General features: G+C 67.0%; 22 protein-coding genes and 1 pseudogene. 16 read left to right on the forward strand and 7 right to left on the reverse strand.

All coding sequences use genetic code 11. The features are described 5' to 3' along the window. Nucleotides 1–156: 156 nt before the first annotated feature. Nucleotides 157–2292, forward strand: a complete 2136-nt coding sequence (locus NS6_RS16705) for a hypothetical protein (RefSeq protein ID WP_068042846.1) — start codon at nucleotides 157–159, stop codon at nucleotides 2290–2292. Between the two features lie 107 nt (nucleotides 2293–2399). Beyond that, a complete protein-coding gene (locus NS6_RS16710; protein WP_068042849.1) occupies nucleotides 2400–3314 on the forward strand; it encodes an SDR family oxidoreductase in 915 nt (304 codons plus the stop codon). Here NS6_RS16710 and soxR read toward each other — a convergent pair. Further along, nucleotides 3235–3813: a redox-sensitive transcriptional activator SoxR gene (gene soxR / locus NS6_RS16715; RefSeq protein ID WP_084471118.1), complete on the reverse strand. Its 579-nt coding sequence runs from the start codon at nucleotides 3811–3813 to the stop codon at nucleotides 3235–3237. The genes NS6_RS16710 and soxR overlap by 80 nt on opposite strands. A 131-nt stretch (nucleotides 3814–3944) precedes the next feature. Between soxR and arcA the strand changes: the two genes are divergently transcribed. Together arcA and NS6_RS16725 are read left to right on the forward strand one after the other, a co-directional pair. Then, nucleotides 3945–5204, forward strand: coding sequence for an arginine deiminase (gene arcA / locus NS6_RS16720; RefSeq protein WP_068042850.1), 1260 nt, complete (start codon nucleotides 3945–3947; stop codon nucleotides 5202–5204). A gap of 30 nt (nucleotides 5205–5234) precedes the next feature. Further along, complete coding sequence (locus NS6_RS16725) at nucleotides 5235–5594, forward strand: GntR family transcriptional regulator (RefSeq protein ID WP_068042852.1); 360 nt, start codon at nucleotides 5235–5237, stop codon at nucleotides 5592–5594. 13 nt (nucleotides 5595–5607) lie between these two features. On the opposite strand, the gene NS6_RS16730 is transcribed toward NS6_RS16725, so the two are convergent. Continuing rightward, the gene (locus NS6_RS16730) at nucleotides 5608–7233 is read right to left on the reverse strand and encodes a dolichyl-phosphate-mannose--protein mannosyltransferase (RefSeq protein WP_084471119.1); all 1626 of its coding nucleotides are present in this window, start codon (nucleotides 7231–7233) and stop codon (nucleotides 5608–5610) included. Between the two features lie 259 nt (nucleotides 7234–7492). On the opposite strand from NS6_RS16730, the gene rsmI reads away from it, so the two are divergent. After that, a complete protein-coding gene (gene rsmI, locus NS6_RS16735; RefSeq protein WP_068043011.1) occupies nucleotides 7493–8383 on the forward strand; it encodes a 16S rRNA (cytidine(1402)-2'-O)-methyltransferase in 891 nt (296 codons plus the stop codon). An 85-nt stretch (nucleotides 8384–8468) separates the two neighbouring features. Here the strand turns inward: rsmI and metG are convergent, their stop codons facing one another. Then, complete coding sequence (metG, locus tag NS6_RS16740) at nucleotides 8469–10034, reverse strand: methionine--tRNA ligase (RefSeq protein ID WP_068042853.1); 1566 nt, start codon at nucleotides 10032–10034, stop codon at nucleotides 8469–8471. Nucleotides 10035–10243: 209 nt separating this feature from the next. Here metG and NS6_RS16745 point away from each other — a divergent pair, with 209 nt between their 5' ends. From NS6_RS16745 to rsmA, 3 genes are all read left to right on the forward strand, one after another. Then, nucleotides 10244–11077 (forward strand): TatD family hydrolase, encoded by an 834-nt coding sequence (locus NS6_RS16745; protein ID WP_068042855.1) that lies wholly within the window; start codon nucleotides 10244–10246, stop codon nucleotides 11075–11077. Between the two features lie 151 nt (nucleotides 11078–11228). Then, the gene (locus NS6_RS34760; RefSeq protein ID WP_157112794.1) at nucleotides 11229–11420 is read left to right on the forward strand and encodes a hypothetical protein; all 192 of its coding nucleotides are present in this window, start codon (nucleotides 11229–11231) and stop codon (nucleotides 11418–11420) included. Nucleotides 11421–11772: 352 nt separating this feature from the next. Next, the gene (gene rsmA, locus NS6_RS16750; protein ID WP_210747013.1) at nucleotides 11773–12660 is read left to right on the forward strand and encodes a 16S rRNA (adenine(1518)-N(6)/adenine(1519)-N(6))-dimethyltransferase RsmA; all 888 of its coding nucleotides are present in this window, start codon (nucleotides 11773–11775) and stop codon (nucleotides 12658–12660) included. Here the strand turns inward: rsmA and NS6_RS16755 are convergent. After that, nucleotides 12642–12851, reverse strand: a complete 210-nt coding sequence (locus NS6_RS16755) for a heavy-metal-associated domain-containing protein (RefSeq protein WP_068042859.1) — start codon at nucleotides 12849–12851, stop codon at nucleotides 12642–12644. The genes rsmA and NS6_RS16755 overlap by 19 nt on opposite strands. Nucleotides 12852–12995: 144 nt before the next feature. On the opposite strand from NS6_RS16755, the gene NS6_RS16760 reads away from it, so the two are divergent. After that, nucleotides 12996–13967, forward strand: a complete 972-nt coding sequence (locus tag NS6_RS16760; RefSeq protein WP_084471137.1) for a 4-(cytidine 5'-diphospho)-2-C-methyl-D-erythritol kinase — start codon at nucleotides 12996–12998, stop codon at nucleotides 13965–13967. A gap of 446 nt (nucleotides 13968–14413) precedes the next feature. Further along, nucleotides 14414–16228, forward strand: coding sequence for an ABC-F family ATP-binding cassette domain-containing protein (locus NS6_RS16765; RefSeq protein WP_068042863.1), 1815 nt, complete (start codon nucleotides 14414–14416; stop codon nucleotides 16226–16228). 8 nt (nucleotides 16229–16236) lie between these two features. Here NS6_RS16765 and NS6_RS16770 read toward each other — a convergent pair whose 3' ends face one another. Both NS6_RS16770 and NS6_RS16775 read right to left on the reverse strand, forming a co-directional pair. Further along, the gene (locus tag NS6_RS16770; protein ID WP_068042865.1) at nucleotides 16237–17094 is read right to left on the reverse strand and encodes an Abi-alpha family protein; all 858 of its coding nucleotides are present in this window, start codon (nucleotides 17092–17094) and stop codon (nucleotides 16237–16239) included. Continuing rightward, the gene (locus tag NS6_RS16775; RefSeq protein WP_068042867.1) at nucleotides 17085–18407 is read right to left on the reverse strand and encodes a DUF445 domain-containing protein; all 1323 of its coding nucleotides are present in this window, start codon (nucleotides 18405–18407) and stop codon (nucleotides 17085–17087) included. The genes NS6_RS16770 and NS6_RS16775 overlap by 10 nt, the downstream gene beginning before the upstream one ends. A 226-nt stretch (nucleotides 18408–18633) precedes the next feature. Here NS6_RS16775 and NS6_RS35340 point away from each other — a divergent pair, with 226 nt between their 5' ends. Together NS6_RS35340 and NS6_RS16785 are read left to right on the forward strand one after the other, a co-directional pair. Then, on the forward strand, nucleotides 18634–19614 hold the full coding sequence (locus tag NS6_RS35340; RefSeq protein ID WP_245669390.1) for an Abi-alpha family protein: 981 nt from the start codon (nucleotides 18634–18636) through the stop codon (nucleotides 19612–19614). Between the two features lie 342 nt (nucleotides 19615–19956). Continuing rightward, nucleotides 19957–20457 (forward strand): annotated as a pseudogene (locus NS6_RS16785) (nuclear transport factor 2 family protein); the annotation flags it as partial. A gap of 144 nt (nucleotides 20458–20601) precedes the next feature. Here the strand turns inward: NS6_RS16785 and NS6_RS16790 are convergent. Further along, entirely contained in the window at nucleotides 20602–22236 is a 1635-nt protein-coding gene (locus NS6_RS16790) for a peptide chain release factor 3 (protein WP_157112795.1), read from the reverse strand. A 383-nt stretch (nucleotides 22237–22619) separates the two neighbouring features. On the opposite strand from NS6_RS16790, the gene NS6_RS16795 reads away from it, so the two are divergent. From NS6_RS16795 to NS6_RS16810, 4 genes are all read left to right on the forward strand, one after another. Beyond that, nucleotides 22620–23219: a 50S ribosomal protein L25/general stress protein Ctc gene (locus tag NS6_RS16795; RefSeq protein ID WP_068042869.1), complete on the forward strand. Its 600-nt coding sequence runs from the start codon at nucleotides 22620–22622 to the stop codon at nucleotides 23217–23219. A 19-nt stretch (nucleotides 23220–23238) separates the two neighbouring features. Then, nucleotides 23239–23814: an aminoacyl-tRNA hydrolase gene (pth, locus tag NS6_RS16800; RefSeq protein WP_068042871.1), complete on the forward strand. Its 576-nt coding sequence runs from the start codon at nucleotides 23239–23241 to the stop codon at nucleotides 23812–23814. A 75-nt stretch (nucleotides 23815–23889) separates the two neighbouring features. Beyond that, nucleotides 23890–24114: a hypothetical protein gene (locus NS6_RS16805; RefSeq protein ID WP_068042873.1), complete on the forward strand. Its 225-nt coding sequence runs from the start codon at nucleotides 23890–23892 to the stop codon at nucleotides 24112–24114. Continuing rightward, the gene (locus NS6_RS16810) at nucleotides 24111–24431 is read left to right on the forward strand and encodes a type II toxin-antitoxin system PemK/MazF family toxin (protein ID WP_068042875.1); all 321 of its coding nucleotides are present in this window, start codon (nucleotides 24111–24113) and stop codon (nucleotides 24429–24431) included. Before NS6_RS16805 ends, NS6_RS16810 begins: the two co-directional genes overlap by 4 nt. Nucleotides 24432–24440: the final 9 nt, after the last annotated feature.

Genomic DNA, 24440 nt, shown 5'->3' on the forward strand with positions numbered 1-24440 from the left:
TGATCGGCAGAGCAGATCGGCGGGCACTACCCGCGAAACCCGGGCGCACGACAACCACGGCGCCGTAGCGGACCCACGACAGTGCGTATTCTCGGTGGCCGCGGACTCCCGGCATCATGGGCAGGGCCGCGCCGGCGCCGGCTCCTCTACGGCCTCTTGCTGGTAGCGATTCTCACCGTGTTCCCGGGCGGGCTGGGTGCGGTCGCGATGGCTCAGGACGGTGCGGGTGGTTCGGCACCGAACCGGATGGACGGTGTCGCCTGGATGAATATCCGCGATTCCGCCGGCGTGCAGCTGGCCGATTACACCTTCGTCGGCGCGCGCGGCAGCCTCCTCGATCCCGGTGCGACGGTGGTCTGGACACTGATCGGCCTGGAATTCGTCGGCTACATGGTCATCGTGACCACGGCGATCTGGTTCATCGGTTACGCGCTCAGTTTCGCCTGGCTCGACCTGTTCGCCGGCGCACTACAGGGGGCAGTGAACGCTTTCGCCGACCAGCTCGCCACTCCCGCGGTCCTGATTACGGCCGTAAGCATCGGAGCATTTTTCGTGGCCTGGTTCACGGTGCGAGGCTTTCACAGCAAGGCTGTCATCCAGATACTGACCATGCTGGTCGTGGCCGTTCTGGGGCCACTGTTCCTGGCGTCCCCGCTGGCCGGTGCCCTGGGGTCGGACGGTCCGCTGGCCCGGGGTCGTGATCTGGGTATGGCGGTCGCCGCCGGCCTCAACGGGGCGGACTCCCGGAATCCGGACCAGGTGTTGAGCACTCTGCAGGGGGATATGGCCGATAATTTCGCGCGCCGCCCGGTGCAGGTGTGGAACTTCGGGCATATCGTCGACGACCGGTCCGCCTGCGCCGCAGCATGGTCGGCGGGGATGACGGCCGGCGATCCCGAGCGGACCCAGCGTGAACTCGGTGCCTGCGGCGACACCGCCGCGGTGACCTCCGCCCATCCGCATATAGGCCAGATCGGCACCGGTTTGGTGCTCCTGGTCTCGGCAGCCGTGCTGCTGTTGTTCGCGGTGGTGCTCTCCCTTCGGCTGATGCGCGCGGCGCTCGATGCCGTCTACCAGGCGATCATGGCGGTATTCGGATTCGTCGCCGGTGGTTTCGTCTACGGCCCGACCCAGTCCTTCCTGATACGAAACCTGGTGAATTCGGGCATCGCGGCAGCCCGCATGTGCGCATACACCGTTTTCGTCGGTATCTACCTGGTGCTGCTGGGAAATATCTTCCATCAGGCCCGCGGCCAGGTGGTCGCCGTGATCGTGATCGCCGCAGTCGTGGAAATTGTCGCCATATTCCAGATGGGCCGTTTGTCGAAGAGTCTCACGCGTGGTTCGACGTGGGCTGCCAACCGGTTTGCGCTCGCCATCCAGGGTGCGCCCGCGGGATCGGGTGGGACCGCGCTCGGGATGGGCGGCGCGGGTGGAGGCAGAGGTTCGGGAGGTGGTTCCGGGATGGGAACGATCGCGAGCCTGGCGGCACTGAACACCGTCAACGCCTCACCGCTGACTGCCTGGCTGCTCGGTCGCACGTCGAATCCGCTGAGCCCACTGGCCTTCGGCAGAATGCGCAACGATCGGGCGAATATCGCTTCGGCGGCGGCCCGGTTGGAATCGCACCGGTGGCGAGCCATGGGCCGGCAGAACTGGCGCCTGCTGGCACGCCAGGAAGCCGCCGCATGGGGCGGTATCGACACCGAGCTCGGTCTGAACCGGGCGTTGAAGCATCTCGACAACAACCGGGTACCGGCCGAGATGCTACCGGCGGTACTGCTCGACGCCGGGGCGAGCCACGAACGGATCCACAACCATATGCGGGCACGACAGACCCGAACCGATACCCGCTTCCGGCACCCGTACGGGTTCCCGCCATTGCAGAAGGCCGTCGCCGCGGGCAACGCGGTGCTCAACCACGCCGGGACGGACGCGGAAATGGCCTTCGCCGCTCAGGCCGTCAGCGATGCCGACAGCCTTGCCCGCCATACCCTCGCCCCCGCCCCGGGAGCGCGGCTCGACCACGCCTTTATCGCCCGCGTCCAGCAGCACTGGGATTCCGACCGGGCTTTGCGGGCGAATATCGGTCCCGGCGAATGGGACAGGGTCGGCCGGGACACGCGCACTGCGATCGCCCACCAGCTGGCCACCGAACATCTGGCCACTGCTCGCGCCTACTCCGACTCGCCTACCGCCGGGCGGCGTGGCGAACTCGCGGCCTCACTGAAGCGACTGTCCAATCTGGACCACACGCTGCCCGAGTTCGGACTGGACCCTTGGGATCTGTGACCCGCACGGACAGGATGCCGAGCCCGGTGACCGACGCTCCGCCGTGCCACCCGCGCCCGGTCTCGGTACGCTGCTGCCGACAGCGCAGTCGTAGATCGGGAGTCGGCATGGGGCGGGTCAACCGCAGGAAAACGGTACAGGGCGCGAAAACACTGGTCACGGGTGCCGCCAGCGGTATCGGGAAGGCGACCGCGCTGGCGGCTGCGTCCCGTGGTGCGCAGCTGGTGCTCACCGATATCGATGCCGACGGGCTGGCCGCCACGGCCGGCGAGATCGAGCGTGCCGGTGGAACCGTACTCATTTCGCGGGCGCTCGATATCGCCGACTACGAGGCCGTCGCCGAGTTCTCCGCCGCCGTGCACGAGAGCTTCGGCAGCCTGGACGTGGTGATGAATGTGGCCGGGACCTCCGTTTGGGGGACCGTCGACAGTCTGGAGATCCGGCATTGGCGCCGGATGATCGATATCAATCTGCTCGGTCCGATCAATGTCATCGAACGTTTTGTTCCGCCGATGGTGCGGTCGGGACAGCCAGGGGCGCTGGTGAATGTCTCCTCGGCGGCGGGGCTGCTCGCCCTGCCGTGGCATGCCGCCTACAGCGCGAGCAAGTACGGCCTGCGGGGTTTGTCGGAGGTGCTGCGATTCGAGCTCGCCGAGCACGGGATCACGGTGCATCTGGTGACACCGGGCGCGGTGGCGACGCCGCTGGTGCGGTCCTTCGACCTGGTCGGTGTGGATAAGGAGAATCCGCGGGTGCAGCGGGTGACCTCGCTGTTCACTCGGCACGCCGTCCCACCGGAGAAGGTCGCCGCGGCGATCCTGAAGGGGATCGAACGCAACCGCTTCCTGGTGTACAGCTCCTTCGATATCCGCTTCGGCTACTGGTGGAAGCGGAAATTCGCTTTCCCCTACGAACTGCTGATGCGGCAGGCCAACCAGCAGTTCAGCACGCTGAAACAGTCGGTGAATCGGGATCGGGCGGCAGCGAGCACATCGAATCCGGACTCTCCGGCAGCGCACTGAGTGGGTCGCCGGGGTCGTCGCACAGACCGGGCTCCGAACAGTTCAGGTGAACGTCGAGGACGCGGGCGCCGGGGCCTTCGGCGCCGAGCCGGTCGTATTCGTTGACCAGTTTGCAGCTCCCCAGCGACAGGCAGCCGCAGCCGATGCATCCGGTGAGGTTGTCCCGTAACCGGACCAGCTGAGTTATCCGCTCGTCCAGATCGGCCTGCCAGGTGGTGGACAGGGTTTCCCAATCGCGCCGGGTGGGGGTGCGACCCTCCGGCAAACGATCCAGCGCATCCCGGATTTCGCTCAGTGGGATACCGACCCGCTGGGAGATCCGGATGAAGGCCACCCGGCGCAAGGTCTCCCGGGTGTAGCGGCGTTGATTACCGCTGGTCCGGCGGCTGTAGATGAGTCCTTCGCGTTCGTAGAAGTGCAACGCGGACACCGCGACTCCGCTACGCTCGGAGAGCTGACCCGGGGTCAGCTCCTTGGTTTTCCAATCCGCTGTCGGCATCCGCCCTCCTCCATTATCCTCAACCATACTTCAGGGTTGCTGGCGTTGTGGGCCGAATTCAGGGCAAATATGCCGCGAACCCGGCGGCCGTGAGTATGCCATCGAGCCGCCGCGCGCATTACTGTCGGGACATGGGATCAGATGCCGCATCCGATACCCGGCAACGGGACACCGGCCACCCGGCCCCCACCCACGGGGTGACCAGCGAAGTCGGCAACCTGCGCGCGGTACTGCTGCACCGGCCCGGCGACGAGCTGCGCCGGCTCACCCCGCGCAACAACGACCAGCTGCTTTTCGACGCCATCCCCTGGGTGGAACGGGCCCAGCAGGAACACGACACCTTCGCCGAGGTCCTGCGCGACCGCGGGGTCGAGGTACTGCTGCTCGCCGACCTGCTCGCCGAAACCCTCGCGGTGAGCGGCGCCGCCCGTATCCAGGGCATCTCCGCGGCCGTACACGCACGCCGCCTCGGCCATACCCTCGCCGCCGAACTGGCCGCCCAGCTGCGCGCCATCTCCGCACCCGATCTCGCCCGAATCCTCATGGCGGGGATGACCTTCGACGAACTGCCCTTCGCCGCCGACGACACCTCCCTCGTCCGCCGCATGCACCACGGCGGCGATTTCGTCATCGACCCCCTGCCGAATCTCCTGTTCACCCGCGACTCTTCGTTCTGGGTCGGGCCCAAGGTCGCGATCACCGCACTGGCGTTGCCCGCCCGCGCGCGAGAAACCTCGCTGACCGATCTGATCTACGCGTTCCACCCGAGATTCCTCGGGGTCCGGCGGGCCTACGAATCGCATACCGCGCCCATCGAAGGCGGTGATGTGCTGCTGCTGGCCCCCGGGGTCGTGGCCGTTGGCGTCGGCGAGCGCACCACCCCGGCCGGTGCGGAAGCCCTGGCGCGCAGCCTGTTCGACGACGGTCTCGCGCACACCGTCCTGGTGGTGCCGATCGCGCAGAACCGCGCCACCATGCACCTCGACACCGTGTGCACCATGGTCGATACGGACGCGGTCGTGATGTATCCGGGCGTGCGCGAAACCCTCACCGCGTACACGATCCGCCGCACCGGCGATACCGACAGCTGTGTGGTCACCGGCCCCGACCCGTTCCTGCCCGCTGCCGCCGCAGCGATGGGAATCGGCAAACTACGGGTCATCGATACCGGAACGGACGGGGTCACCGCCGAACGCGAACAGTGGGACGACGGAAACAACACGCTTGCCCTGGGCCCCGGCGTGGTGGTCGCCTACGAACGCAACGAGATGACCAATGCCCGGCTCGAGGATTCGGGTATCGAGGTGCTGCGCATACCCGGCTCGGAGTTGGGCTCGGGACGTGGCGGCCCACGCTGCCTTTCCTGCCCACTTGCCCGGGATAGCGTATGAAAAGCCGCCGGATGCGGTAAGAACGGACCCATGTTCGAGATGACGGTGTCGCACGATTCGGGCGTCCCACCCTACGAACAACTACGTCTGGCCGTGATCGCCCGCGTGCGGGCGGGTGAACTCATCGCGGGAACCAAGATTCCGACGGTGCGCGCGCTCGCGGCGCAACTGGGGCTGGCGCCCAATACGGTGGCCCGGGCCTACCGGGAACTGGAACAGGACGGGGTTCTGGAAACCCGCGGCCGGCTGGGCACCTTCATCGCCTCTTCCGGTGACCCCACCGCCGACGCCGCCGGCCGGGCCGCCGCCGAATACGTAGCGACGATCCGCCGGCTCGGCCTCGACGGCACAGCCGCCCTCCACTACGTGAAAACCGCCCTCACCGCTTGACCGGGCACCTATCTCATCGCCAACTGGGTAGCCAGAGGTGGTCCTGCCAGTTGCCGGTCGTGATGGGCAGGGCCGTCAGGATCGGCCACAACCAGATGAAATTCGCGATCACCAGGGCGAGATACAGGCATATCGCGAGTAGCCCCAGACTGTGCCGTTCGCTGGGTTCGGGCGGGAGGAAGGGGGCGATGCCGCCCGGCTCCCGGGCGGCAGCTCGCCGTGCGGTGCCCAAGACGTCGCCGAAAACCAGTGCCACCGCCATCACCAGGAACGGGGCCAGCGCGACCGCATAGAAGTAGTACATCTGCCGGTCCAGCGTCAGGAACCAGGGCAGCAGCGCCGCGCCGTATCCGGTGAGTACGGCCGCGTAGCGCCAGTCGCGGCGCACCACCCAGCGCCACAGCCCCCAGGCCAGCACCGGCAGCGAGACCCACCACAACGCCGGGGTGCCGATCAGCATGACCGCTTTCACGCATTCGCTCTGCCCGCAGCCGGTGACCCCGTCGTCGGCGTAGTAGTAGAGCATCGGGCGCAAGCCCATCGGCCACGTCCACGGTTTGGATTCCCACGGGTGATGGTTGCCCGCCGAGTTGGTGAGTTCGGAATGGAAGCCGAGGGTGCGGGAGTGGAAGTACCACAGTGAACGCAGGGCGTCGGGGAACAGTTGCGACCAGAAACCACCCGTGCCGATACCGTCCTCGGGAGCCGACGGGTTACCGGCCATATAGCGGTAGACCGCGGTTTCCTCGCGGAACCAGGCGGCGTAACCGGCCAGGTAGACGCCCAGCGGTATCACTACCAGCGCGTACAGCGCCGGACCGATATCGCGGATCGCGGTGCCGAACAGTGGTTTGCGCACGCCGTAGGCGCGACGCGCGGACAGGTCGAACAGCACACTCATCAGGCCGAATGCCGCGATGAAGTACAAGCCCGACCATTTGGTCCCGCACGCGAGCCCGAGCAGGACCCCGGCGCCGAAACGCCACCAGCGCACACCCAGCCGCGGACCCCACGGAGTCTGCGCGATCCGGCCCTCGGCGTCGGCGCGGGCCAGGCGCGCCCGGACCTGGTCGCGGTCGACGATCAGGCAGCCGAAGGCGGCGGTGACGAAGAGGGTGATGAAGATGTCGAGCATGCCGATGCGCGACGAGACGAAACTGGCCCCGTCCGCGATCAACAGGATTCCGGCGAACGCGCCGAGCAGGGTGGAACGTGTCATCCGCCGGACGATCCGGATCACCAGCAGCACCAGCAGGGTCCCGGCGACCGCCGCGGTGAACCGCCATCCCCAGCCGTTGTAACCGAACAATGCTTCACCGAGCGCGATCATCTGCTTACCCACCGGTGGATGCACCACCAGGCCGTAACCAGGGTTGTCCTCGATACCGCCGGTCAGGATCTGCCACCCCTGTGGTGCATAGTGCTTCTCGTCGAAAACCGGGGTGCCCGCGTCGGTGGGGTAGCTGAGCATGGTGAACCGCGTAACGGCCGCGATCGCCGTCAGGAACAGGCTGACCACCCAGCCGCGCACGGTATCGGTGGGACCGAAATCCGGTGCGGGCCGCAGCGGTGCCGGGCTCGACCAGGTACGCGGCGGCCGCCAGGACGCGCTCGGGCGCGAGTCGGTCAGCTGATTCACGGCCCCGAGTCTATGGGGGCGCCTGGCGCACGACGCCACATGCCCGAACCGGTCGCTACCGAACACCTGAACGCGCGGGCCTATCGGCTGCCGCCGATCCGGAGGTGCCGGGCGGCGGCAGCGTAACTCGCACCACTCACCTGATACGTTCCAGGCTGCGCCGGAACAGGCCCGGTGGCCTCGTCGACGCATACCGCTGCTGAGCCGAGCGAGGCCCGCAACGGTTCCGGATCGAGGGGTGGCCGGCGCGTTCAGCAAAATGAATACAGCAGGCCTGGAATTCTCCGGGCCGGGTAGGAGTGTGGTGACAACGGGCGGACTGGTTCTGGCGGCGACACCGCTGGGGCAGATCGGGGATGCCTCCGCGCGATTGCGGGAAGCGCTGGGGTCTGCCGATATCGTCGCGGCGGAGGACACCAGGCGCACCCGGTCGCTGGCGGATGCGCTGGGTGTGGAGATCCGGGGCCGGGTGGTCAGTTTCTACGACCACGTGGAGTCGGCGAAGGTTCCCGTGCTGCTGGAGGAGATCGCCGCCGGCCGGACCGTCCTGCTGGTGACCGATGCCGGGATGCCGTCGGTGAGCGATCCGGGGTATCGGCTGGTGGCCGCCTGCGCCGAACGGGAGCTTCCGGTGACCTGCCTCCCGGGTCCTTCGGCGGTGACGACGGCGCTCGCACTGTCCGCGTTGCCGGTGGACCGGTTCTGTTTCGACGGGTTCGCACCGCGTAAATCGGGTCGGCGCAAGGAATGGCTGGGCACCCTGGTCTCGGAGCGGCGGGCCTGCGTGTTCTTCGAGGCCCCGCACCGATTGGCCGACTGCCTGGCCGACGCTGTCGAGATCCTGGGCGGCGACCGCCGGGCCGCGGTGTGCCGGGAGCTCACCAAGACCTACGAAGAGGTCGTGCGTGGCACGCTGACCGAGCTCGCGCAATGGGCGGCCGAGGGTGTGCGCGGGGAGATCACGGTGGTCCTCGAGGGCGCGAGCGCGACCGTCGCCGAACCGGAGGACCTGGTCGCGCAGGTCGAGGAACGCGCCGCTGCGGGGCTGCGACTCAAGGATGCCAGCGCGGAGATCGCCGAAATCGCCGGAGTCTCGCGCCGCGAACTCTACGACGCTGTCCTGGCTGCCCGTCGCGCCGCCGTCGAGTGAAGCGCCCGGTGTCCGGCGCCTGACACCGCGACGGCTCCGGATTCGGTCGGTCGAGGCTCGGAAGGCTACCGGGCGGCCTCGGAGATCACTCGTCGGTTTTGGGCTCCACGTAGCGCGGGAACACCGGTTCCGGTGCGGGCAGAGGGACACCCGGGGCCAGCGGTGTGGCGATATCGGTGAAATCGCGGCCCGGCTGGGCGAGTAGGTCCAAGATCTTGGCCGACGAACCCGGCATGGCCGGCTGAGTGAGGATCGCCACGACCCGGATCACCTCGAGGGTGACGTAGAGGACGGTCGCCATTCGGGCGAGGTCTTCCTCGGTACCGGATTTACGCAGTGTCCAGGGCGCCTGGGCGGTGAAATAGCGGTTGGTTTCGCCGAGAGTGAGCCAGATCTGTTCCAGCGCCAGGTGCATCTGCTGGACGTCGAACTCGGCCCGGCAGCGTTGCAGCAGGCCGTTCGCGCGGTCGAGCAGGGCGCGGTCGTCGGCGGTGAACTCACTCGGGGTGGGTATCGCCGCGCCACAGTTCTTGGCGACCATGGTCAGGCTGCGCTGCACCAGGTTGCCGAACTCGTTGGCCAGGTCGGCGTTGATCCGGGAAACGATCGCGTCGTGGCTGTAGCTGCCGTCCTGACCGTAGGAGATTTCGCGCAGCAGGAAGAAACGGACGGCGTCGAGGCCGTAGGTGTCGACCAGTTCCAGCGGGTCGACCACATTGCCGACCGACTTCGACATTTTCTCGCCCTTGTTGTACAGGAACCCGTGCACGAATACGCGCTTCGGCAGGTCGACACCGGCCGACATCAGGAAGGCAGGCCAGTACACGGTGTGGAACCGGGTGATGTCCTTGCCGATGATGTGCACATCGGCCGGCCAGAACTTGCCGAATGCCGCGGAATCGGTTTCCGGGAAGCCGACACCGGTGAGGTAGTTGGTGAGCGCGTCCACCCATACGTACATGACGTGGTCGGGGTGGCCGGGCACCGGAACACCCCAGTCGAAGGTGGTCCGGGAGATCGACAGATCCTTGAGACCGGCTTTGACGTAGCTGACGATCTCGTTACGCCGGGTCGCGGGGGCGATGAATTCCGGATGCTCGTCGTAGAGCGCGAGCAGTTTGTCCTGGTAGGCCGAGAGCCGGAAGAAGAAATTGGATTCCTCGGTCCAGGTCACCGGGGTGTTGGTTTCGGTGGAGATGCGGCTGCCGTCGTCGAGCAGCGTGGTCTCCTCCTCGGTGTAGAACGCCTCGTCGCGCACCGAGTACCAGCCGGAGTAGTTGTCCAGGTAGATATCGCCGTTGTCGAGCATCCGCTGCCAGATCGCGATACTGGCGCGCCGGTGGTCGGCGTCGGTGGTGCGGATGAACCGGTCGAAGGAGATATCGAGCGATTTGTCCATCCGCTCGAACACATCGGAGTTACGTGCGGCCAGCTCTTCTACCGCGACGTTCTCCGCGGCGGCGGTCTGCTGCATCTTCTGGCCGTGCTCATCGGTTCCGGTCAGGAAGAACACGTCGTACCCGTCGAGCCGCTTGAACCGGGCGAGCGCATCGGTGGAGATGTACTCGTAGGCATGCCCGATATGCGGCGCACCGTTCGGGTACGCGATGGCCGTGGTGATATAGAAGGCGGGGCGGTCGACTGCGCTCATGGTGCCTTGATTCCATCATGAAGACGGGCGCGAACCCGACTCGACTGCGTGTTCATGGCATCAGAGGTTACTGGGACGGCTCCGTGGGCAGGAATCGGATTCTTTCGCGCGCGCTCTACTGTGTGGGTCGTGCCTCTTCGTGATTTCCTGCGAAAGCCCCGTCCCGCCGTGGACCGGGTCCGCGTGTTCGGTCGGCAGGCGGCGCTCCGATGAGCGCCCGGCGTCCCGCCCCGCCGCTGCCCGAACCGCTGGCGCCGCTGGTGGATGCCCATACCCATCTCGACGCCTGCGGGGCAGGCGATGCGGCCTCGGTCGCGGAGATGGTCGATCGGGCGGCCGGTGTGGGGGTCGGCCGGGTGGTGACCGTCGCCGACGATCTGGCCGCTGCCCGCTGGGCAGTGGATGCCGCGCACTGGGACGACCGGGTGTATGCGGCGGTCGCCTTGCATCCGACGCGGGCGAACGCGCTCGACGACGTGGCGCGCGCGGAGCTCGAGAAGCTGGCGGCCGATCCGCGGGTGGTGGCGGTCGGGGAGACCGGGCTCGACTACTACTGGCCGGGCAAACTGGACGGCTGCGCCGATATCGAAACGCAGGTCGAGGGTTTCCGCTGGCATATCGACCTGGCCAAACGGATCGGTAAACCGCTGATGATCCACAACCGGGAAGCCGATCACGATCTGCTGACCGTGCTGCTCGACGAAGGCGCCCCGGAGACGGTGATCTTCCACTGTTTCTCCTCGGACGCGAATATGGCGCTGTCCTGTGTGGCCGAGGGGTACATCCTGAGTTTCTCCGGGACCGCGAGTTTCAAGAACGCGCACGAACTACGCGAGGCAGTGAAAGTGGTGCCGGACGCCCAGTTGCTGGTCGAAACCGATGCGCCCTATCTGACTCCGCACCCGTACCGGGGTGCGCCGAACGAGCCGTATTGCCTGCCCTACACCGTGCGGGCAGTGGCGGAGTTGCGGGCGCAGGATCCGGTCGAACTGGCGGAGATCAGCACGGCGAACGCGCGCCGGGTATATGGACTCACTGCTTGAAACAGCGATCGAACGAGTGGTGAGTTACGTCACAGTTTGTTCGGCGCCGTTTCGTCTAGCTGGGTCTGGGCCGACGGATATCACTACGGGACCCGTTGGCCGGTTCGTAGCAGTTGTCGGGACCGCCGACCTTCGTTATCGTCCCGTTACCGTGTCACCCTTTGCGAGGATCAACTCCTCACGCTCGCCCATGCTCTACGTGGCGATCGCCGCTGTACTGCTGACCCTGATCGTCGGCGCCGGTGCGGCCATTGCCACCCACAATTCCTCCGCCGACCGGGTGCATTCGGCCCCGGCCGGCCACTCCTACCAACTACCGGTGCATCACCCCGCACTCGTCTAGCTGTACATACAGAGGCCGCTGACCGCCGAGCGGAGGACAGATCGCCCGACATCGATTCGGCGGTCATAACGTAATCACCAATGACCCGAATGGGTGGGGCCCGCCCGGTTCTGGAGCGACGGAGCGGGGGAGCGAAGCGGAGGAGCGCAGGAGTGAAGACCGGGGTTAATAGGGCCCCACCCTCGAGCCGCGGAGCGGCTCCGAAATTACAGCCCGCCCCCTTCGCGCCCTGCCCGTTCCCGAGCCCGATCTGATCGCGCTCTGCGAGACAGTCCGAGCAGGCTCCGGCCCGCAGTGCCGGAGGCGGCGCCGAAATCGCTGTTGGTAAGTTCGCCCGGTGTCGGATGCCGAGATGATGGCCCGTGGTGAGGCGGCTCTACTGGGGCCCGCGCAAGTGCGGGAGCTGGCCGAGCGGCTCGGTGTCCGCCCGACCAAACAGCTGGGGCAGAACTTCGTGCACGACGGTAATACGGTCCGGCGGATCGTGACCGCGGCCGGTGTCGGGCGTGCGGATACGGTGCTCGAGGTGGGGCCGGGTCTGGGTTCGCTGACCCTGGCGCTACTGGATGTGGTGGATTCGGTGCTCGCTGTCGAGATCGATCCCCTGCTGGCGGCCCAGTTGCCCGATACGGTCCGGGAGCGGGCCGCACCCCTGGCCGACCGGCTGACCGTGGTGCCCGGTGACGCGCTGCGGGTCCGTGCGGGTGAGTTGCCGGCCGCGCCGACCGCCCTGGTGGCGAACCTTCCCTACAACGTGGCCGTTCCGGTGCTACTGCACCTGCTGGCCGAATTCCCGAGTATTGCTACGGCATTGGTGATGGTGCAGGCCGAGGTCGCGGATCGGCTGGCCGCGCCGCCGGGGGGCCGGGTGTACGGCGTGCCGAGTGTGAAGGCCGGTTTCTACGGCGCCGTGTCGAAGGCGGGGTCGGTGGGACGGCAGGTGTTCTGGCCGGTGCCGCAGGTGGAATCGGGGCTGGTGCGGGTGGACCGGTTTGCCGAACCGCCCTGGCCGGTGGACGAATCGCATCGGCTGCGGGTATTCGAGGTGATCGATCTCGCCTTCGCGCAGCGCCGGAAAACGTTGCGGGCCGCGCTCGCGGGCTGGGCGGGTAGCCCGGCGGAGGCGGAACGGAGACTGCTCGCCGCGGGAATCGCGCCGACTGCGCGTGGGGAAACCCTCGACACTGCGGCCTTCGTTCGCCTCGCCGCGCAGGCCGGCGATCAGCTCGCCAGTTCGTAACCCGCTTCGTCCACTGCGGCCGCGATATCGGAATCGGCGATTTCCGCGGCGGTGTCGACCACGACCCGGCCCGAGGCGAGATCGACATCCACACTGGTGACGCCGTCGATTTTGCCGATTTCCGTTTTCACCGCCTGGACGCAGTGGTCGCAGGTCATTCCGCTGACGGTGTAAGTGCTGGTGGTGGACATGGTGTCTCCTTCGCGTTCGGTGCTCTGCCGGGACGCCACGAATATACCCCTGGGGGGTAAGTGGTCGCAAGAGTGCTGCGTCCCGGCCCGCTATCCGGTCTTCGGATGGTCCCCGCCCAACAGCACCTATTAGGCTTGGACACCGTGCTGTCCGTTGTGCCCAGTCCCGTCACCGTGCGGGCACCCTCGAAGGTCAACCTCCATCTGGGAGTAGGTGACCTGCGCGCCGACGGCTACCACGAGCTCACCACCGTTTTCCAGGCCCTGTCGCTCGCCGACGATCTGGAGATCGCACCCGCCAACTCGCTCACCCTGCGGGTCACCGGGGAAGGCGCGGCCGAAGTACCCACCGACCGCACCAATCTCGTCTGGAAGGCGGCAGTCCGGCTCGCCCAGCTGGCGGGCCGGCCACCACTGGTGGAGATCACCATCGACAAAGGCATTCCGGTAGCCGGGGGAATGGCCGGCGGCAGCGCCGACGCGGCCGCCACGCTGGTGGGACTGAACGAGCTCTGGGAACTGGGGCTGCATCGGGACGAACTCGCCGCGGTGGCTGCCGAACTGGGCAGCGACGTGCCCTTCGCCCTGCACGGCGGGACCGCGCTCGGTACCGGCCGTGGGGAACGCCTGCTTCCGGTGCTCTCGCGCAATTCATTCCATTGGGTGCTGGCCCTGGCGAAGGGCGGACTGTCCACTCCGGAGGTCTTCACCGAGCTCGATCGGCTCCGTGTCCAGGGCGAGCCCCCGCGCCTCGGCGAACCCCAGGCCCTCATGCAGGCCCTGGCCTCCGGAGACGCGCACCAGCTCGCCCCGCTGCTCGGCAACGACCTGCAGGTCGCGGCCGTCTCACTACGCCCCGACCTGCGTCGCACGCTCCGCGCCGGGGTAGAGGCCGGCGCGCTGGCCGGCCTGGTGTCGGGTTCCGGCCCGACCTGCGCCTTCCTCTGCGAAACCACGGAATCGGCCGTCGCGGTCGCGGCGGAACTCTCCGGCGCCGGAGTCGCCCGCAGTGTGCGTACGGCGACCGGTCCGGTGCCGGGAGCACGCATAACCGGCCAGGAAGAACCGCATCACCCCTCCCCGGAACCGCCGGCCCCCGGGCCACGCCGGGCATGATCCGTTCGGCCTGGCATCGAGTGGGCCGACCACCTACCGCAAGGTGGCTCCCGGAACCCTCCGGCGCCACGGTCTCGTCGGCTGCGGAGCCGGCGAGGCCGGTTGCCACGGCGCAGTCCGCGCGGATGGCTTTGGTATCGAGCCGGCTCGAATCCGGTGTAGCGGAGCGCGCCGCGCGCCCGGATATCCACGATCCGTCGGCGAGGTTTCCCGGCGCGGCCGGCTCGCCGGTGAGCATTGGAACTGCTCGTTCGGCGGGTCGGTTCCGGGCCGACCCGCCGTCGTGCAGAGAGCACGGTGTGCTGCGACCGGGCGGTGGGCCGCGGCCGACCGGATCCCTCGGCCGGGCAGTGCTCGCCCCCGGCGGCGGCCGGCCGATGCGGGGGGCTCGATAGGCTGGTCGGGGTCGCGTATCGGCGTGGCCGGCAGCGGAGGCGGAAGGATTCATGTCCAACCTGATCAATCTCGAACAGGTCAGCAAGAGTTTCGGGATCAAACCACTGCTCGACGGGGTCTCGCTGGGGGTGCATGCGGGCGAGCGGATCGGGGTGGTCGGTCTGAACGGTGGCGGTAAGACCACGCTGCTCGAGGTGCTGACCGGGCTCGAGGAGCCGGACGGCGGCCGGGTCAGCCGGCTCGGTGGACTGCGGATGGCCGTGGTCACCCAGCGCGGGGTGCTGCCCGAGGGCGCGACGATCGGCGAGGTGGTGCTCGCCGGTTTGGCCGACGACGCGCCGACCGGGGATATCGCCGAACACGAATGGGCCGCGGATCCCCGGATCCGTTCGGTACTCGACGGGATCGGGATCGCCGGGCTGGGCCTGGACACCACCGTGACGAATCTGTCCGGTGGGGAACGCCGCCGGGTCGCGCTGGCCGCTGCCCTGGTGCGCGATCTGGACCTGCTGGTACTCGACGAACCGACCAACCACCTCGATGTCGAGGGTGTGCAGTGGCTGGCCGAACATCTGCTGGCCCGGCGCAGCGCGTTGGTCGTGGTCACCCACGATCGCTGGTTCCTCGACACCGTCGCGACCCGCACCTGGGAAGTGGTGGGCGGCCGGGTGGAAACCTACGAGGGCGGATACGGCGACTGGATCTTCGCGCGGGCCGAACGTGCCCGGCAGTCCGATTCCACCGAGGCCAGGCGGCGGAACCTGGCGCGTAAGGAACTGGCCTGGTTGCGGCGGGGCCCGCAGGCCCGCACCTCCAAGCCGCGTTACCGGGTGGAGGCCGCGGAGGCGTTGATCGCCGATGTCCCGCCCCCGCGCGACACCGTGTCGCTGGCTTCGTTCGCGAAGAAGCGGCTGGGCCGGGTGGTGGTGGAACTCGAGGACACCACGCTCTCCACACCCGACGGCCGCGAACTGGTCCGGGATCTGACCTGGCGGCTGGCTCCCGGTGAGCGGGTCGGCCTGGTGGGCGTGAACGGGTCGGGTAAGACCACCTTGCTGCGGGCGCTGGCCGGTGACGTGGAACCGGTCGCGGGGAAACGAGTGCAGGGGCAGACCGTGCGGATCGGCTGGCTGCGGCAGGAACTCGACGATCTTCCCATCGAGATGCGGGTGCTCGAGGCCGTCCAGGAGATCGCCATGCGGATCACCCTCGGGGAGGGGAGCAAGGCGCTGGAACTGTCCGCCGGCCAGCTCGCGGAACGGCTCGGATTCACTCCGGCCCGCCAGCGCACGCCGGTTCGGGATCTCTCTGGTGGCGAACGCCGCCGGTTGCAGCTCACCCGCATTCTCATGTCGGAGCCGAATGTGCTGCTGCTCGACGAACCCACCAACGACCTCGATATCGATACCCTCCAGCAGTTGGAGGACCTGCTCGACAACTGGGCCGGGACGCTGGTGGTGATCAGCCACGATCGGTACCTGATCGAGCGGATTTGCGACAGCACCTGGGCGTTGTTCGGCGACGGTGAGCTCACCAACCTGCCCGGCGGAATCACCCAATATTTGGCCCGGCGGGCCGAACTCGAGGCCGGGGACACGGCCCGGCAGGCAGCCTCGGCATCCGCGAACCGAGCCGAGGCGTCGCAAACCGATTCGGCGGCCTACCGCGCAGCCCGTAAGGAACTCACCCGCCTGGAACGCGCCATCGACAAACTCGGCGAACGTGAGGTGAAGTTGCACACCGCGCTCGCCGCCGCCGCGACCGAGCCCGAGAAACTGATCACTCTCGGCGCCGAGCTGAAAGAAGTGCAGGCGCAGAAGGAAACCGCCGAGGAACGCTGGATGGAACTCGCCGATCAGGCATGAGTGGCGTGTCAGGGGGTCCCGGTGGCGGGACCCTCCTCGCCGGCGATGGGCAGGCTGGTCTGCACGAATTCGCCGCCGAAGCTGGTGAGTGCGATTCCCCGGTGCTGGAGTTTGCCGCGCCCGCCTGCCTGTTTCAGCAGGTCCGTCACCGCTGTCTGGGCTTCCAGGAGCTGATAGCGCTCCGGGGTGCCCACCGGTTCCGTCAATGCCTCGATCAGACCCACCCGCCGCAAGTTGTTCAGATAGCGCTGGACCCGTTCCGGATGCCGGAGCCCCGCATTCTCACCGATCATGCTCACCCCGAGATCGCCCGCCCCGGAGCGCGTTTCCCCGGATCGGCGGGCGCGCCGCGAGGAACGGCCGCCGCGTACGGTGACCGTCGGCTGCGGCCCGTCGAGGCGGAGCAACCGCAGGATGCGGGCTTCGTCGGAGGTGAGTTCGGCCAGAATCCGGGCGAACGCCGGATGTCCCTCGTCGGGCGCCCGTGTGCTCGCGGCCAGGCGCAGCAGCGCCGCGCCCTGTTCCCGCAGTGATCGTTCCGTCGGGGAGGCGGTGGCGGACGACTCTGTGGCGGTGACTCCGAGCGCCAGGCGCAGTGCTTCCCGGATCTGCCGGGTCGCATCGGTGCGGATCTCGGTGGGCGGCTGCCCGGCCATACTGCCGCGTACCACCGTCTCGGTGACGTCCAGCGCGGTGTGCACACCCCACCGAGCGGTGCCGGACACTACCGAGGCCGCGACCCGCGCGACTCCGCTCACGGCGCGCACCGCCGCGACAGGACCGATGGGCCCCACCGGATCGCGGCGTTCGCTCGGACCTGGTTCGTCCTGCTCGCCGGTATCCCGGGATTCCTCGTTCACAGCCATGTGGTCGCCACCCCCGTTCCGAACACCAGGATATGCGCGTATCCCGCGAACAGCCCGAGGACGCCGCCGTGCACGAACAGCAGCCATTCGTCCTGTTTGATGGCCGAGCGCAACATATCGACGAAATCGTTCGGTGAGAGCTCCGACATCTGTTTGGCGATGTAGGCGCCGATCTGTTTGCCCTGGCGTTCGTTGAAATCGGCGTCGGCGAACGCCAGTGGTGCGATGGCCATCGCCTCGGAGGTCAGGGTCTGGGTCAGTGTTTTGTAGTCGCGGTTGCCGAGTACCAGTTTCACCGCGCCGCGCGCCGGGCCCAGGGCACGATCGGCGGCCGGTCGCAAAGTGTCTTCCAGCATCTGCAGGGTGCGATCCGATTTGGGTCCGTTGAGCAGTTCGTCACCGATATTGGCGACCGTCATCACCTGGGTGGATACGAGTTCGGCGTAACCGTCGGTGATTTCGTTCTGCCGTTTGATCAGCAGACCCTGCCGCCACGGGCACCACCATTTCGGCTCGGCGGGAGCGAAGATCATATTCAGGCCCACCCAGTTGACCACCCAGCCGATGATCACCCCGCCGATCGGCAGGACCGCCAATGTCGGCCACCCGGTCGTTTGCAGGATCACGACCAGCACCACCCCCATGGGGGCGCCGAAATAGAGACCGAAATTCTGCATGAACCGCAGTTCTTTGGCACCCAGCACCTGGAACAGCTGGTTGAGCAGCTGGGGCCGCGCCTGGAAATAACGGATCACCATCTGTTTGACGTCGAGCAGCTGATCGATGTTCGCGCCCAGTTCATCGGTGAGTTCGCGCAGAATATCCGGCAGTTGCTGGCGGACCCGCGCGTGCACCATCTCCCGGAGCGGGGACGGCAGGTTGTACCAGAGCTGCGGATGGTCGCGGCGCAGGATGTTCTCGACGATATCGTGTATCTGGGTTTCGGCGGTGAGCGCGAGATGCTCGGCGAGCGCGTCCGGTTCCAGTTCACGATAGAAATCGCCGACATTGCCGAGTTTCGAAAGCCCTTTGTCCACCGCGATACTGGCCATTTTGTCGGCTCGTGACGGCACGATGCCCTGCCAGCCGAAGCGGCCGTCGTGGCTCAGCAGCGGCAGGATCTGGATCCGCTTGGGCAGGTACGGGTACAGATACCGCAGGCCGGGGACCCGGATACCGTGAAAGGCGATCGGCCGGAACAGCATCAGCACACCGGTCCAGTTGGTGACGTAACCGATGACGCCGGTGAACAGCGGAATGGTCAGTAATTCCAGGAGGATCGTCGGGTGCACCCCGAACACGCTCTCCAACACGACACACCCTCCTGCTCCCGGTGATCGCCGCCTCACCGGGACTTCAAATTAGCACCACAGCCGACCGGGACCGCGCTGCGGCGGGCCTCCCACCGGCAGCGCGACCGGCCGCGACACATTAGTGTCTCAGACGTGAGCCGGATCCATGGTCCGGCGCGGGGCTATCACCGGAGATGGGCAATAATCGGTGAGCGGGATTCGTTCATCTGGCGATATCGGAGTAGACGTGGCAGACGACAGGACCGGACAGGAGTTCACCTGGACCGGTTCCCGGCCTGTGCAATGGAGTCCGCCGGTCGGCACCGGCCCGGGTCCGGCGGCGAAGGCGAGTCCCGACCCGGCGGATGTCGCCCGCCGTCCGCCGTCGAGTGTCGAGCGCAGCGCCGATGTCGAGCAGCGGCAGATCAGCAACGAGGCCCGGCTCATCCGCGGGGTTTTCCGCGCGGCCGGGGTCGCCGCCGGCACCGTGGTGCGCAGTGGGCAGTGGGCGGCGAACACGTCCTTCGAGGTCACTCGGGAGATCACCCAGGCGGCCTTGGACGGGGAGTCCTCGGCCGAGATCGCCGAGCGCACCGGTAACGCGCTGCGGTCCATCGCGCGCAGCGCGCTCGGGGTCACCGAGGGCTCGGTGCGCGAAATCGTCAGCTATGTGCCGACCGGGCAGGCCTCCGGGCAGCAGACGGTGGCGGTGGGTTCGTACATGCGTTCGGCCACCGTCGCCGAACTCCGTAAACGCGGGGACGCGCTGCTGGCCCGTTCGGCCGACGTCTACTTCACCGAAGAGGTGCATCCCGCCTACGACCGGATTCTCGACGAACTTGCCCCGGATGAAGCCCGCATCCTGCGCTATATGGCCCTCAACGGCCCACAGCCGACGGTCGACGTCCGCACCAACCGCCCGCTGGGTATCGGATCCGAGCTGATCTCCGGTGGGCTGACCTCGGTACCGGAGCAGGCCGGTGTGCGCTATATAGACCGGGCCCGGTCGTATCTGATCAACCTCAGCCGGCTGGGCCTGACCCATAATTCCGACGATCCTGTGGTGTTGAGCCGGTATATGGTGCTCGAGGTCCAGCCGATCGTGGAAGACGCTTTGAAAAAGGCGGGCCGAGCCCCGAAAATCGTGCGCAAAAGTCTGCGCCTGACGGAATTCGGCGAGGATTTCTGCCGTACCTGTTTCACCATGGGCAACGGCCAGCAGTTCTGACAACCAGCCTCCCACGGTCACAGAACGCGGCCCGAATCTGCCCGAAAACTACCGCTGACCGGCCCGGATTCGACTCCCGTAATATCGCCGACGCTGGATAGCAATCCGATACAGATCTGAATAGCCTCCCAATTTGTCCATTTCAGGTGGGATGGTGGAGTTATGGACCAGGGCGAGGAGCGCAACGATCCGGGGCCGGACCCGGGTGGTTTTCCCCGGCGACCGGGCCAGAACAGTGACACTGCGGCCTTCTCCGGTGCCGCGCTCGCGGCGGCGCTGGGCGCCGGACTGGATATTTCACTCCCGCCGCGGCTCGAACCCGAAACGGATGTGCCGTTGACCATGGGACCCGCACGACCGAACCCCTCGCCCTCGACGACACCCACCGTGTCGGAGGATGTCCTGGAGATCCATCGCCTCAAGTTCCGCTATGTCCGGGCGCTGGACAGCAAACTCTGGGAGGACTTCGCCGAGACGATGATCCCGGAGGCCACAGCCACCTACAGCGAATACCTGCAGTTCGAGTCCCGGGAAGCGTTCTTGACTTTCCTGCGCAACACCCTGGGCCCGCATGTCATCACCGAGCACCGCTGCGATCATCCCGAGATCGATGTGAACGGCGATCGGGCCGATGGCGTCTGGTATCTCTCCGATACGGTGCTGATTCCCGAGAACAATATGCTGCTGCGCGGTGCCGCCTTCTACACCGACGAATACGTCCGCTGCGACGACGGCCACTGGCGGATCGCGCACACGGGCTACGAACGCACCTACGAGGTGGTGCTCTCGCTCAGCGATCTGCCCAGTCTGCGGCTGACAGCCAACCGGTGGGGGCTGATCCAGCAGTCGGACGGCGTCGAAGCCGTCGAACGCGACCCGCGCGAGACCGCGAGGCGCGACGAGACGCCCGAGGAGTCCATCGGCGGCAGCAATCAGCAGTATCCGGCTTCCGAGCACCGGGCGTTCGGCCCGCGAACCGCGTAATTCTCAGTCGGCGGCGGCGACCAGCGGTTCCAAGGTGAGTTTCGGCATTTCCTTCTGGATGTACTGCAACCGCCATTTATCGCTGAACACCGCGAGTATCGCGCCGTCGCTGCGCGTGAACACTTCTACCCCGCGCTGGCGGTCCAGTTCGGGTGCCGAATCGGCATCGGTGCGGCGGGCGATGGTGTAGGCGAGATGGTCGAGCTGGGTTTCCACCCCGAATTCGCCCTGCATCCGGGCAGTGACCACCTCGAACTGCATAGGCCCCACCGCGGCGAGCACCGGGGAGGCGTCACCGCGGGAATCGTTGCGCAGAACCTGCACCACGCCCTCGGAATCGAGCTGATCGATCGCCTTACGGAACTGCTTGTACTTACCGGCGCTGCGCGCCCGCAGGGCAGCGAAATGTTCCGGGGCGAACGACGGAATCGGCGGGAACTCGACTTTCTTGTCGACGAACAGCGTGTGCCCGGGCGCGAGTGCGGTCGCGTTGACCAGGCCCACCACATCACCCGGGTAGGCGGTATCGACGGTTTCGCGTTCCCGGCCGAAGATGGTCAACGCGTATTTGGTCGCGAACGGCCGGCCGGTCTGCGCGTGGGTGACCACCATGCCGCGTTCGAACTCACCCGAGACGATGCGCATGAACGCGAGCCGGTCGCGGTGGGCGGTGTCCATCCCCGCCTGCACCTTGAACACGACAGCGCTGAACGGGTCCTGCGGGGTACGCGGGCTGCCGCCGGTATCGGCGCGCGAACCCGGCGCGGGTGCCAGCTCGACCAGCGTTTCCAGCAGCTGCCGGACACCGAAGTTCAGCATGGCCGAGGCGTAGATCACCGGTGAGGTCTGCCCGGCCAGGAACATTTCCTGATCGTGGTCCTGTCCGGTGGCCGAGAGCAGTTCGCTCTCCTCCGCAGCGGTGGTCCACGCCGCGGCCTCGCGTGCCTCGGCGGATTCGGGCGTGAGCGATTCCTCGGGCGCGATGGTGGCGCCACCGGCGGTCCGGGTGAAATGGATGTATTCGGCGGCCGCGCCCTCGGGGCCGCGGCGCAGCAGACCACGGAAATCACCCGCGATGCCGACCGGCAGGAACAGTGGGGTCGGGGTGAGACCGATCCGTTCCTCTATCTCGTCGAGGAGTTCCAGCGGGGCCCGTCCGGGACGGTCCCATTTGTTGATGACGGTGATCACCGGGATACCGCGGTGGCGGCACACCTGGAACAGTTTCAAGGTCTGCGGTTCCAGACCCTTCGCGGCGTCGATCAGCATCACCGCGGCATCCACCGCCGTCAGGACCCGGTAGGTGTCCTCGGAGAAATCGGAGTGGCCCGGAGTGTCGACGAGATTGATCACATTGTCGATATCGGAGCCCGCGGCCCGGTAGTTGAACTGCAGCGCGGTGGAGCTCACCGAGATACCGCGCGCCTTCTCCATCTCCATCCAGTCCGAGACGGTGGATTTGCGGCCCGCCTTACCGTGGATGGCACCGGCCTCGGAGATCTTGCGGGCATGCAGCGCGAGCGCTTCGGTGAGCGTCGATTTACCTGCGTCGGGATGCGAGATCACGGCGAAGGTGCGGCGCCGCGACACCTCGCCGGCCAATCCGCGCGCGGCGGAGCCCTCGGTGGAGGCGGTCAACGGAGGAAACCTTTCGCGGGGAGATCGGGAACAACCGTCCAGGTTACGTGATGGCGCGACCGGAGCCGATGCCCGGTCAACGCTGCGGTCCCGGGACCCGGCCTCCAGCGCCGAGTGCAGCGAGGCCCTGTGCGGTTTCGGCCCGCAAACCCGCGCGCCGGTAATCACAGCCCCTCCCGATTCCGGACTTTCAGGGCCGCTGGGTTACAGTATTCGGGTTGTCTCGGCGAGGGTTCGCAATCTTGCGGCACCGTGATCGGCGCGGCGCGGCTTCCGGCCGCTTGCGTTCGGTCTTCGCCTGACGAGCAGACCACCTGACCAGGGGCGCGATTTCCCTGGCAACCGCCCATAAGCCCGGTAGAGCCCGTAGGAGTTATCTAGTCATGTCCGACGTCAACCTTCTCGAAGCGAAGATCCGCACCGAGTTCGGCAAGGGTGCCGCGCGCCGCACCCGCCGCGCGGGCAACGTTCCGGCGGTCCTGTACGGGCATCAGTCCGATCCGCAGCATCTGTCGCTGAATGCGCTGTCGTTCGCCGCCATCCTGCGCCAGCACGGCACCAACGCGGTGCTGAACCTGGACATCGACGGTAAAAAGCAGCTGGCGCTGACCAAATCGGTCGTGGTGCACCCGATCCACCGTTACATCGAGCACGCCGATCTGCTGATCGTGCGGCGTGGTGAAGCGGTTACCGCCGATGTGCCGATCAACCTGACCGGTGAGGCCGCCGCGGGCACCCTGGTGACCCAGGAGGTCACCACTGTTTCCGTTTCCGCCGATGCCCTGAACATCCCCGAATCGATCGACGTTTCGATCTTCAACGCCGAGGCCGGCACTCAGATCACCGCCGGTGCGATCGAACTGCCCAAGGGTGTCAGCCTGGCCGGCGATCCCGAGGCGCTGCTGGTCAACATTGTCGAGGCCCGCGCCACCGCCGAGCCGGAGGCCGAGGGCGAGGCCGCCGAGGGCGAAACCGCCGAATAGGACGGGGTCACCTTCCACGATGGCCGATACCGTGCCGGCGCTCGTCGTCGGTCTGGGCAATCCGGGTCCCGAGTACGAACGCACCCGGCACAACGTGGGTTTTCTGGTCGCCGATTCGCTCGCGGAGCGGATCGGCGGCCGTTTCGCCGTCCACAAGAAGTCGGGCACCGACCTGTTGCAGGCCCGGCTGGACGGGCGGCAGGTGCTGATCGCGAAACCGCGGTCGTATATGAACCTGTCGGGGCGGCCGGTATCGGCATTGGCCCGCTTCTTCTCCGTGCCGCCCACTGACGTGATCGTCGTGCACGACGAGCTGGATCTGCCGTTCGGCGCGGTCCGGTTGAAACGCGGTGGCGGCGAGGGCGGCCACAACGGGCTCCGCTCGATTTCCGGCGCCCTGACCACCAAGGACTATCTGCGTACCCGCATCGGGATCGGCCGCCCGCCCGGCCGCCAGGATCCGGCCGATTTCGTGCTCAAACCGTTCGCGTCGGCCGAGCGTAAAGAGCTGCCCGTGGTGGTCGAGCAGGCGGCCGACGCGGTCGAACTGCTGCTGCGGGTGGGTTTGGAAACCGCGCAGAACCAGCTGCACTGACGCCTGGACTCCGATGATTGATCGCCGCGTCAGGCCGATACTCTACGTAACACATTTTGTGTTACGCTCGATTTCATGGGAACGCTCAACGTACGTACCGATGAGGCAATGGAAACCGCGTTGGCCGAACTGACGTCCGGCACCAATCGGAGCCGGACGGAAGCGGTTCGTTACGCACTCTTGCACACGTACAAGGAACTCATCCTGCAACAGGCGTCTGCCGATGCGGAACGCCTCGCCGAAGATCTGGATGATCAGGCCGAGATGCTGGCCATTCAGCGGTTTATGGGTGTGGCGTGATCCTTCGGGGGGCGATCTACGAAATCAAGGGAATACCGGGAGCCCGGGGGCACGAACAGCAGGGGCGCCGGTACGCGGTCATCGTCCAGTCGGACCGCTTTTCTTCCAGTGCGATCATCGTCGCCTTGACGTCGGGCAGTGCCGGGCCCGCGATCTACCGGCCCGAGATCGAACTCGACGGCACTCGCACCCGCATACTTGCCGATCAGATCTACACTGTCGCGCCGGAACGGTTGGGCGACTTCAAAGGCAGCCTCGATGGTAGAGAACTCACCGAATTGGACCGCGCCCTGATGCTGAAGCTCGGCCTCTTCTGAACGCCACGG

Origin of the sequence: Nocardia speluncae NBRC 108251, assembly GCF_001613245.1 — a bacterium.
Classification (GTDB): domain Bacteria; phylum Actinomycetota; class Actinomycetes; order Mycobacteriales; family Mycobacteriaceae; genus Nocardia; species Nocardia speluncae.

Coding starts and splice junctions, on each gene's coding strand:
- NS6_RS16755 (WP_068042859.1), bottom strand. CDS start 12,851: ATGTCCACCACCAGCACTTACACCGTCAGCGGAATGACCTGCGACCAC.
- arcA (WP_068042850.1), top strand. CDS start 3,945: ATGGGATCAGATGCCGCATCCGATACCCGGCAACGGGACACCGGCCAC.
- NS6_RS16805 (WP_068042873.1), top strand. CDS start 23,890: ATGGGAACGCTCAACGTACGTACCGATGAGGCAATGGAAACCGCGTTG.
- soxR (WP_084471118.1), bottom strand. CDS start 3,813: ATGCCGACAGCGGATTGGAAAACCAAGGAGCTGACCCCGGGTCAGCTC.
- NS6_RS16725 (WP_068042852.1), top strand. CDS start 5,235: ATGTTCGAGATGACGGTGTCGCACGATTCGGGCGTCCCACCCTACGAA.
- NS6_RS16765 (WP_068042863.1), top strand. CDS start 14,414: ATGTCCAACCTGATCAATCTCGAACAGGTCAGCAAGAGTTTCGGGATC.
- NS6_RS16745 (WP_068042855.1), top strand. CDS start 10,244: ATGAGCGCCCGGCGTCCCGCCCCGCCGCTGCCCGAACCGCTGGCGCCG.
- rsmA (WP_210747013.1), top strand. CDS start 11,773: ATGATGGCCCGTGGTGAGGCGGCTCTACTGGGGCCCGCGCAAGTGCGG.
- metG (WP_068042853.1), bottom strand. CDS start 10,034: ATGAGCGCAGTCGACCGCCCCGCCTTCTATATCACCACGGCCATCGCG.
- NS6_RS16795 (WP_068042869.1), top strand. CDS start 22,620: ATGTCCGACGTCAACCTTCTCGAAGCGAAGATCCGCACCGAGTTCGGC.
- rsmI (WP_068043011.1), top strand. CDS start 7,493: ATGAATACAGCAGGCCTGGAATTCTCCGGGCCGGGTAGGAGTGTGGTG.
- NS6_RS16770 (WP_068042865.1), bottom strand. CDS start 17,094: ATGGCTGTGAACGAGGAATCCCGGGATACCGGCGAGCAGGACGAACCA.
- pth (WP_068042871.1), top strand. CDS start 23,239: ATGGCCGATACCGTGCCGGCGCTCGTCGTCGGTCTGGGCAATCCGGGT.
- NS6_RS16710 (WP_068042849.1), top strand. CDS start 2,400: ATGGGGCGGGTCAACCGCAGGAAAACGGTACAGGGCGCGAAAACACTG.